General features: G+C 69.3%; 8 protein-coding genes. 4 read left to right on the plus strand and 4 right to left on the minus strand.

All coding sequences use genetic code 11. The annotated features are described in order from the left end of the window. Both VNE62_11160 and VNE62_11165 read left to right on the plus strand, forming a co-directional pair. Positions 1–2,401, plus strand: a 2,401-nt coding sequence (locus VNE62_11160) for a tetratricopeptide repeat protein (GenBank protein HVE92836.1), incomplete at its 5' end; no start/stop codon positions are given. Beyond that, on the plus strand, positions 2,398–2,940 hold the full coding sequence (locus tag VNE62_11165; GenBank protein ID HVE92837.1) for a VOC family protein: 543 nt from the start codon (positions 2,398–2,400) through the stop codon (positions 2,938–2,940). The genes VNE62_11160 and VNE62_11165, both read left to right, overlap by 4 nt. On the opposite strand, the gene VNE62_11170 is transcribed toward VNE62_11165, so the two are convergent. The 3 genes from VNE62_11170 to VNE62_11180 form a co-directional block, all read right to left on the minus strand. Continuing rightward, the gene (locus VNE62_11170; GenBank protein HVE92838.1) at positions 2,941–3,381 is read right to left on the minus strand and encodes a VOC family protein; all 441 of its coding nucleotides are present in this window, start codon (positions 3,379–3,381) and stop codon (positions 2,941–2,943) included. Between the two features lie 52 nt (positions 3,382–3,433). After that, a complete protein-coding gene (locus tag VNE62_11175) occupies positions 3,434–4,507 on the minus strand; it encodes a ribonuclease H (GenBank protein ID HVE92839.1) in 1,074 nt (357 codons plus the stop codon). Between the two features lie 132 nt (positions 4,508–4,639). Beyond that, a complete protein-coding gene (locus VNE62_11180; protein HVE92840.1) occupies positions 4,640–6,214 on the minus strand; it encodes a YncE family protein in 1,575 nt (524 codons plus the stop codon). Between the two features lie 337 nt (positions 6,215–6,551). On the opposite strand from VNE62_11180, the gene VNE62_11185 reads away from it, so the two are divergent. Continuing rightward, complete coding sequence (locus VNE62_11185) at positions 6,552–7,265, plus strand: ferritin-like domain-containing protein (GenBank protein ID HVE92841.1); 714 nt, start codon at positions 6,552–6,554, stop codon at positions 7,263–7,265. Beyond that, positions 7,265–8,047, plus strand: a complete 783-nt coding sequence (locus VNE62_11190; protein ID HVE92842.1) for a ferritin-like domain-containing protein — start codon at positions 7,265–7,267, stop codon at positions 8,045–8,047. Before VNE62_11185 ends, VNE62_11190 begins: the two co-directional genes overlap by 1 nt. Here the strand turns inward: VNE62_11190 and VNE62_11195 are convergent. Next, positions 8,044–8,590 (minus strand): ATP-binding domain-containing protein (locus VNE62_11195; GenBank protein HVE92843.1); only part of this gene is annotated, 547 nt, incomplete at its 5' end. The two genes, VNE62_11190 and VNE62_11195, sit on opposite strands and share 4 nt — an antisense overlap.

Raw genomic sequence — 8,590 nt, forward strand, 5'->3', positions numbered from 1 at the left:
GCCCCTGACGAGCTTTGTCGGGCGTGAGCAGGAACTCGAGAAGCTCGAGGCGCTGCTGGGCTCCCACCGGCTCGTGACGGTTACGGGGCCGGGCGGTGCCGGCAAGACGCGGGTGGCGACCGAGGTCGTCCGACGGGTGCAGGGACTGTTCCCCGACGGCACCTGGGTGGTCGAGTTGGGGAGCCTGACCGAGCCGGAGCTGGTTGCCCATCAGACGGCGCGGACGCTGGAAGTCGCCGACTCGCCGGGACTCGACGTCGTCGAGGCGATTCGGGCGCAGATCGGGTCGGCGCGGATGCTGGTCGTGCTCGACAACTGCGAGCACGTGCTCGACGCGGCCGCGCTCGTGGCTGCCGGGATGCTGGAGTCGTGTCCAAACCTCCAGGTGCTGGCGACCAGCCGGCAGCGGCTGGACGTGCTCGGGGAGAAGGTCTATCAGCTTCCGCCCCTCGGCCTCCCGGCTCCCGGCGCCGCTCCCGCCGACACCGCGGCGTCGGACGCGGTCGCACTGTTCGCGGACCGCGCGCGGCTCGTCTACGAGTCGTTCGAGCTGGACGCATCCTCGGCCTCGGAGGTGGCTGAGATCTGCCGGCACCTGGACGGGCTCCCGCTCGCGATAGAGCTCGCGGCGGCTCATGCCGACTCGCTCACGCCCTCCGAGATCGGGGAGAGGCTGGCCGACCGATTCGCATTTCTGTCCCGCGGCAATCGAGCCGCACCCGAGCGCCAGCAGGGACTCCGGGCGGTTCTGGACTGGGGCTGGGAGTTGCTGGACGAGGCCGAGCGCGACCTGCTGTCGGGACTGTCGGTGTTCGCGGGCGGATGGACGCTGGAGTCGGCGCAGGAGGTGACCGGCGCAGGCCCGGGGTTGCCGGCGCGACTGGCCCGGCTCGCCGCACGCTCATTTGTCAACGTCACGTCCGAGGGGCAGACCTCGCGCTACGGGCTTCTCGAGACGGTCCGGCTGTATGCCTGGGACCGGCTGCATGCCGCCGGCAGCGCCCCCGGGCTGGTGCAGGCGCACGCCAGATGGTCCGTCCGGCTGGCGGAGCAGGCGGCAGGCGGCATCAGGGGTCCGGACGTCGCCCCGTGGCTCGAGCGGATGGAGACCGAGCACGACAACTTCCGGGCGGCCCTGCGGCGATGCCTGCAGGGCGACGTCGGGACGGCCGTCGAGTTGGCGGGATGGCTGTCGTTTTTCTGGGAGCGCCGCGGCCACGTGACGGAGGGGACGGCGTGGCTGCAGGAGGTCCTCGCAGCGGCTCCTGGAGATGCTACGGCAGAACTGGCCAGAGCCTTGTCCGGCGCGGCCTACCTGGCCGAGGCCGAAGGCGAGTACCACCGTGCCCAGTCGCTGAACCAGTCCGCGCTCGACGTCTATCGGTCGTTGCAGGACCGTCCCGGCCAGTGTCAGTCGCTCAGCGACCTCGGAAATGTACTGCGCGCGCTGCGGGACATGGCCGGCGCGGAGACAGCTCACGCCGAAAGCCTGCAGCTCGCCCGCGATCTGGGCGACGACTACGCGATCCAAAGGTCGCTGACGAACCTCGCCAACGTCTGGCTGGACTCAGGAGACCTGCAGCGGGCCCGGGTTGCCTACGAAGAAGCGCTCCCGGTGGCGGAGCGCATCGGCAACGTGGTGGGTGCGGTCGGCCTGCGAAACAACCTCGCGCAGATCGTCGGGGAGCTCGGGGACTGGGAGGCGGCGCGCGCTCTGGCTGCCGAGACGATGCGGGCAGCAAGAGCCACAGGCGACGTGATGGCACTGCTGATAGCGATCTCTGCCGGAGAGGTGGATGCGATGCGCAGGGGCGAGTTTCAGGAGGCCCGAAAACTGCTCGAGGAGGGCCTGGAGCTCGCCCGCGGGGCCAACGTCCGGTTGCACGTCGGTGCCTGCCTGCACGACCTCGGTGTCATCGAGGCCCGGGAGGGCAACCCGGAGGAGTCGGCCGCCCGCTACCGGGAGGCCTGGCAGATCTTTCGTGACATCGGCGCGGACGCTCGCGCGATCGCGTCGCTGGGAAACCTGTTTCAACTGACGGTTGAGAGAGGCGACATGCGGCAAGCGGCGGATATGGCCCGCGAGGCTCTGGGATTGCAGTCCGGGGCCGAGGCCCACCTTCTCGCGCGGCCACTGGAGATGGCGGCCACCGTAGCATCGCTTGCCGGCGAGGACGAGGCCGCCGCAGGACTGTTCGCCGCCTCGGCCGCCGTTGCGTCCGCAGCCCCGGTTTCGACAGAATCGTCCCCTTCAACGGAGCGTGCGGCGCAACGTGAGCGGATGATCGAGTCGCTCCGAAAGCGCATGGGGAGCGGATTCGCGGTCGCTTGGGACCGTGGCGAGGCGATGGACAGGGAGCGCGCGATGGAGGTGGCGGCTTCGGTGACCCAGCTGCCATGAGCGGCTCGCCCAGACTGCCGGACGGTACCCGGATCGGCCACGTCCACCTGAAGGTCGCCGACGTGGACCGCGCCCTGCGCTTTTACTGCGACATCCTCGGCTTTGAGCTGATGGTCCGCTGGGGCGAGCAGGCGGCGTTCATCTCCGCCGGTGGGTACCACCACCACATCGGACTCAACACGTGGGAGTCCAGGGGCGGCTCCCCGCCACCTCGCGGCCACACCGGCCTTTTCCACCACGCGATCCTGTTCCCGACCCGCAGGGACCTCGCCGAGGTGTTCAAGCGGCTCGTCGATGCCCAGTGGCCGCTGACGGGAGCGTCGGACCACGGGGTGTCCGAGGCGCTGTACCTGGACGACCCGGACGGCAACGGCGTCGAGCTGTATCGGGACCGGCCCGAGAACCAGTGGCCTCGCAACCCCGACGGCTCGCTGACGATGTACAACGCGCGGCTCGACTTGGAGGCCCTGTTGGCGGAGGCGGAGGGGACGCAGCCGGCTCCCGCTACGCCCCCTCCGGCAGAACCGGACCTCGCCTGACTAAGAGGAGACCGCGGCGACCTCTCCGCTCGGGGTGAGCTGCGGGACGTAGGTCCCAAACGACCAGATGTGGCCCTCGAGGTCCTTGACCCCGTACTCGCGCGAGCCGTAGGGGGTGTCGTTCGGCTCCCGGACGATCTCGGCCCCCGCGCCGCGTGCCTGCGCGCAGTGGGAGTCGGGGTCGTCCACGACCACGTAGACGGACTGGTTCACGGCGGGCAGGTCCAGCGGGCTTGTCCAGCCCATCTGCGGGTGCGACGGACCCAGCATGATGACCCCGTTGCCAAGCTTCATCTCGGCGTGGACCAGGTTGCCGTCCGGCATCCTGGCCTCCATCAGGCGCTCAAAGCCGAAGGCCGACTCCAGCCAGTCCAGCGCGGCGGCCGGGTCGCGGTACGAAAGCGCCGGGTAGACGCCGGCGGCATGGGAGTGGTGGCTCATGTCTCCTCCTCGGATTGATTCTTACGGGCGAAATCTGATCTTACGGGCGCGATCAGGTGCCGTCGTGCGGGTCCAAGATCCACAGGTCGTCCGGGAGGCGGTCCTCCAGGGACTGCACGAAGCGGCCGACCGACGCGTCGTGTCCGTCCCAGACGACCACGGCCTCGTCTGCGTTGGACGCCAGCCACGCGTCCCGTCTCGCCAGCGCCGCTCCCGCCTTTTGCCTGGTCTCCGGAATCTTGGCCTGCAGGACGATGCTCCCGGAGGCGCCGTCCAATAGCCTTCGAAACGACACCTGCGAGACCGACGGCCACACGGACTCCTGCCCCGGATAGGCGACGACGGCGACGTACGGGACGCCCGAGCGCCACGCGGCCTCGGCCCCCAGTTGCTCGGCCCCCAGGCCGAGCCCGGTGAGGACCTTCAGGTCCGGGTGGACCTCCCGCTTTGCCGTCAGGATCTCCGCGAGGCGCTTCGTGATCCTGTCCGCCACGGGGTTGTCGCCGTAGCCACCGATGTCCGGGGGCCTGTGCCCGCCGACCACGACCAGACGTCCGGACGGGAGCCGGGGGTCGCGGCCCCGACCGACGGGGGCCGGGTCGTCGGCCGCCCCGAGGTCCGCCGGGAAGCCCGTGCCTTCGCGCGCGGCCTGCGTTTGGGCGGCTTCGACCGCCAGGCGATCCACGAGATCGTTGACGGGATCGCCGCCGTGGCCCTTTACCCACCGGAAGGCGATGTCCGGTTTCCGCGCAACGTACAGCTCCACCAGCGGCTCCCAAAGCTCGCGGTTGGCCACCGGTTTCTTCTGGCTGTTGCGCCACCCGTTTGCGAGCCACGACTTCCACCAGCCGTCCCGGAAGCAGTGGACGACGTAGGTCGAGTCGCTGACGACGTCCAGGGGCCCGTCCAGCGACCGGGCCGCCTCCAGCACCGCCGTGATCTCCATGCGCTGGTTTGTGGATTGCCGCTCGAAGCCGCTCTGGAAGCGGCCTCCGGGGACGGCCCAGGCCCAGCCCCCGGGGCCGGGGTTGCCCACGCAGGCCCCATCGGTGTAGACGGTGGTCGTCGAGCCGGGTATGGGCGTGGACCCGCCGTCCCCCGCTCTTTGGCGCCCGTCTTCTGCCATGGCCTGCTCCCTTGGTCGCCGCGTCGAGGTGTCATCGTCGCAGAGCCGGGGGGCCGCGATCGGGCCCCTCTGTCACTCAGACATGCGATCGGACGCGCACCACGGCGTCCGCGACTAGCACCGCGCGGGCACCTAGTGTTGTGGCAGTTCTGAGGGGTGTCGCAGAAGCCGTGGGGCGGCTCCCAGGACGATGACGCGCGTGACCGGACCCGGTAGCTCGAGGTTGCCTGCGCGATCGCGCGCGACCGCGTGCACCGAGTAGCCTCCAGGTCTGCCGGGCAGATTGGACCTCCAGGAACAGTTCTGGCGGCCTTCATCCAGACAGGAGATCTCGACGGCGCCGGTAAAGGGCTGGCCGCCCGGCGTGTCCGGGTGGAAGGTGACGCTGACGTCAGCGATCCCGGACAGGGCGTCGCTCGCTGTCCCTTGAACGGCATCGGACGCGACGCTTCCCGCGTTGATCAGGACCGAGTCGCGTGACGTGAGGAAACCGGAGGCAGGCCGTCCTCCATCCACGGTCCAGGTGTGGAGCGCGGGTGACGGGTCGACGTTGCCTCCCTTGTCCCGCGCGCGGACCTCGAACGTATAGGTGCCTTCTTGCAGCCCGCTGATCGCCACCGGGCTGGAGCACGCGGAGAAGGGGGCCGAGCCGAATCGGCACTGGTAAGAGAACATCGCACCCGAGCTGAGGTCGTCAGCTCCGGCGAACGCGAACGACGCGCTCGCACTGGAGGTGTACCGGCCGGGAGAGGACACGAAGGAAGTGTCCGGAGCGACGTCGTCCTCGGTGAACTTGTCGATGTTGTCCCTGCGCCCGACGTATACGTGCTGGTTTGTGGGATCTACCGCGACACCGGTGGGGTCAAAGCCGAGCGATAGGGATTGGACGGCCGTCATGGTGGCCGTGTCGATCACCGACAGACTGCCGCTGCCGCGGTGCAGAACGTAGGCTCGGTGCGTCTCGGGCTGTATCACGAGCGATGCGGGTCCCCTTTGCACCTGGATCGTCGCACGGGGCGCCAAGGTGGCGGCGTCCAGCGCGTGCACGCTGTCGGCTTGCCAGTCGGACACGAACAGCCCGTCGGAGACGGGGTCGTATCCGAGGCCGGTGGGCGAATAGCCCAGGGATATCGAGCGGATCACTTGGTTTGCACCGTTCACGACGGTGAGACCGCCGGACCTAGCGACATAGACCACGTTGCGGGATTCATCGACAGCGACCTCGTACGGCGTGCCGCCCACGCCTACAGTGCCGACCGTGGACAGCGTCCCGGTGTCCACGACGCCGATGGCCGCGCTGCCATACATCGTCACGTACAGCCGCTGCGTCCGTGGGTTGAGGGCCAGATTGTGGGGTGCCGAGCCGACTGGGATCGTTGCGAGGGTCGCGAAGGTCGTCGAACTGATGACCGAGACGCTGTCGCCGTAGTAGTTGGCCACGTAGATGCGGGCGGAGGCCGGGTCATGGAGAACGTCGTGTGGCAAGCGGCCCACGGGCAGGCTGTTGATCGTGGCGCCCGTCGACGGGTCCAGGACGAGCAGCCGGCTGGTTGGGGTATGTGAGACGTAGAGCCGGTTGGCGGCTGAGTCGACGGCGACGCCCCAGCCCTCGAGGTCGGCGACGGGGAACGTTGCGAGTCTGGCTGCCCCCGCTTCGGCACGCGGCCCCACCACTGCCATGGACGCCACGAGGGCGACCACCAACATCATCCGAATTCTCAAACCCAACCCCCCTGCAACCGATGTCCGGCGGACGACGTGCGCCCCGGGCGCGCATCACCCGCGCGAGGGCCCAAACCCGGGCCCCCTCGTACCATTCGCCCTCGGCCAGCATCAGTCCTGCCTGGCCTGGAACTTCGCACCGCCGGCGGCCGGCAGTCATGGCGATCAAGCCGTCGCCGAGCGTCCGGGGCCGCGGCCTCCCTGCGCGGGCAGGATCAGAGCGCCGCGACCGGTTTCACCGCCTATGGGCTGGGCATGGTCACGAACACTGGAAAGGCAGTGCAGTAGTGACCGCGGAGTGCCGCTAGCGACAGGAGGTTTTGTGGCGCAGGAGAAGAGCCCCTTTGGTGGGCAGCCAGTTATCCGCTTTGCCACAGAGGTGGACAGGCGGAGCTTTATGAAGTGGGCCGGGTTAGTCGGTGCCGGAACCTCACTGGCAGTCGCGGGGGTCGCGTGCAGTGACGCGAAGAAGCCCCGAGCGGCCAGGGACGAGTCCCCGGCCCCCACGCAAGACGTGGAGATCCTGAACTTCGCGCTGACGCTCGAACTGCTCGAAGCCGACTTCTACGACCGGGGACTCAAGGCGAACCTGCTAACCGGCAGGGACCTCGAGCTCGTGACCCCGATCAAGGCTCACGAAGACGCCCACGTGTCGGCCATCACCGCGACCGTCCAGAAGCTGGGCGGCACGCCTGCGGCACGTCCCACGTTCGTCTACCCCGATGCCACCTTCAAGGACAGGGCCACCTTCCTGGCCACCGCCGCGAGGTTCGAAAACCTCGGCGTCACGGCCTATCACGGACAGGTGACGAGGATCGGGAGCAAGGAGGTGCTGGCTGCTGCGGCGTCCATCGCAGGAGTCGAGTCGCGGCACGCCGCCATCCTCGCCGATCTCACGGGCGGCAAGCCGTTCCCTGCGCCCGTCGAGGCGAAGCTCGACAAAGAGGCCGTCCTCCAGGAGGTCAAGCCCTTCATTGGCGCCTCGTCCACGGCCAGTCCCGCAGGCGGAACGCCAGGTGGCGAGGAGGGCAACTGATGAACCGACGAGAGATGCTCAAGGGGGCAGTTGCGATTCCCGGCGCCGCGGCGCTCCACATGCTCACCGCCAGGTGGGCACTTGCACAGCCGGCCGATTTCCCGGACGACGTCGCGGTGCTGAACTACGCACTGACGTTGGAGTTCCTGGAGGCGGAGTTCTACAACCAGGGCAACGCCCGCGGACTTCTGTCCGGCAAGGAAGAAGGCTACTTGCGCGCCATCGGTGACGACGAGAACGCCCACGTGGCCGCCATCAGCGACACCATCAAAAAGCTGGGCGGACAGCCCACGGCCGCTCCGGCCGTGGACTTCAAGGACTCCTTCGCCAACAGGCAGAAGTTCCTGGAGACGAGCCTTGCCTTCGAGAACACCGGTGTCTCCGCTTATCTGGGCGCCGCCGGGTTCATCAAGAGCAAGGAGATCCTCCAGGCGGCCGCAGGAATCTTCGGGGTGGAGGCCCGTCACGCCGCGATCATCGGAAACCTGCTCGGCCTCCCGGCGGAAGGTGGCGTCTACAAGGGACCCACGGAAACCCCGATGGCCAAGGCGGACGTGCTGAAAGCGATCGCTCCCTTTCTGGCTGGCCAGGGGGGACCGCGCGCCACGGACAACGACGCGGACACCGGCGGTACAGGAGGAGGCCGGACCTCAACCGCTCGCCCGCCGACCCGAACCGGCGCGCCGGCAGCCACTCCGGCTGGGCCGGGAGCGACTCCGGCCCCCAGTGGACCGGTCCCGCCGCAGGCCTCGCCGATCGCCTCGGCGGTTCCGAGGCCCTAGGCCGACTGCACCAGCTGACGACCGGACGCCGCCGTTCCTGACCCCAGGAACGGCGGCAATGGTCCGGTGTGCACCACCGACAGCCTTCGCATCGCGCGCGTGATCGCCACGTAGAGCATCCGCAGGCCGGCGGCCTCCACGACGCCCTGCGGCTCCACCAGCACCACGCCGTCGAACTCAAGGCCCTTGCAGCGGTCCACCGGAACCAGGGTCACCGGGTGGTCCATTCCCTCGGCCTCCGCGTCGCCGAAGTCGGCCCCCGCGGCCACGAAGGCCTCGCGGATCGCGTCCAGTTCCTGCCTCGGCGCGATCACGGCCGCCGTCCCGACCGCGGCCTGCATCTCCCGGGCCTCCCGCACCACGGTCGCGGCCATCTCGCCCGCGGACACGTCGTGCATGACAACCTCGCCCGGCTCCCGGCGGACCGCCTTCGGCGCCTGCAGTGCGGGCGCCGCCACGGCAAGCACGCGGGACGCCACCTGCATGATCGACTCGGCCACGCGGTAGCCGAGGGTGAGCTCCTCCACGCGTGCGGACTCGCGG

The organism is Actinomycetota bacterium, from assembly GCA_035536535.1.
In the GTDB taxonomy this organism is placed as follows: Bacteria; Actinomycetota; JAICYB01; order JAICYB01; family JAICYB01; genus DATLNZ01.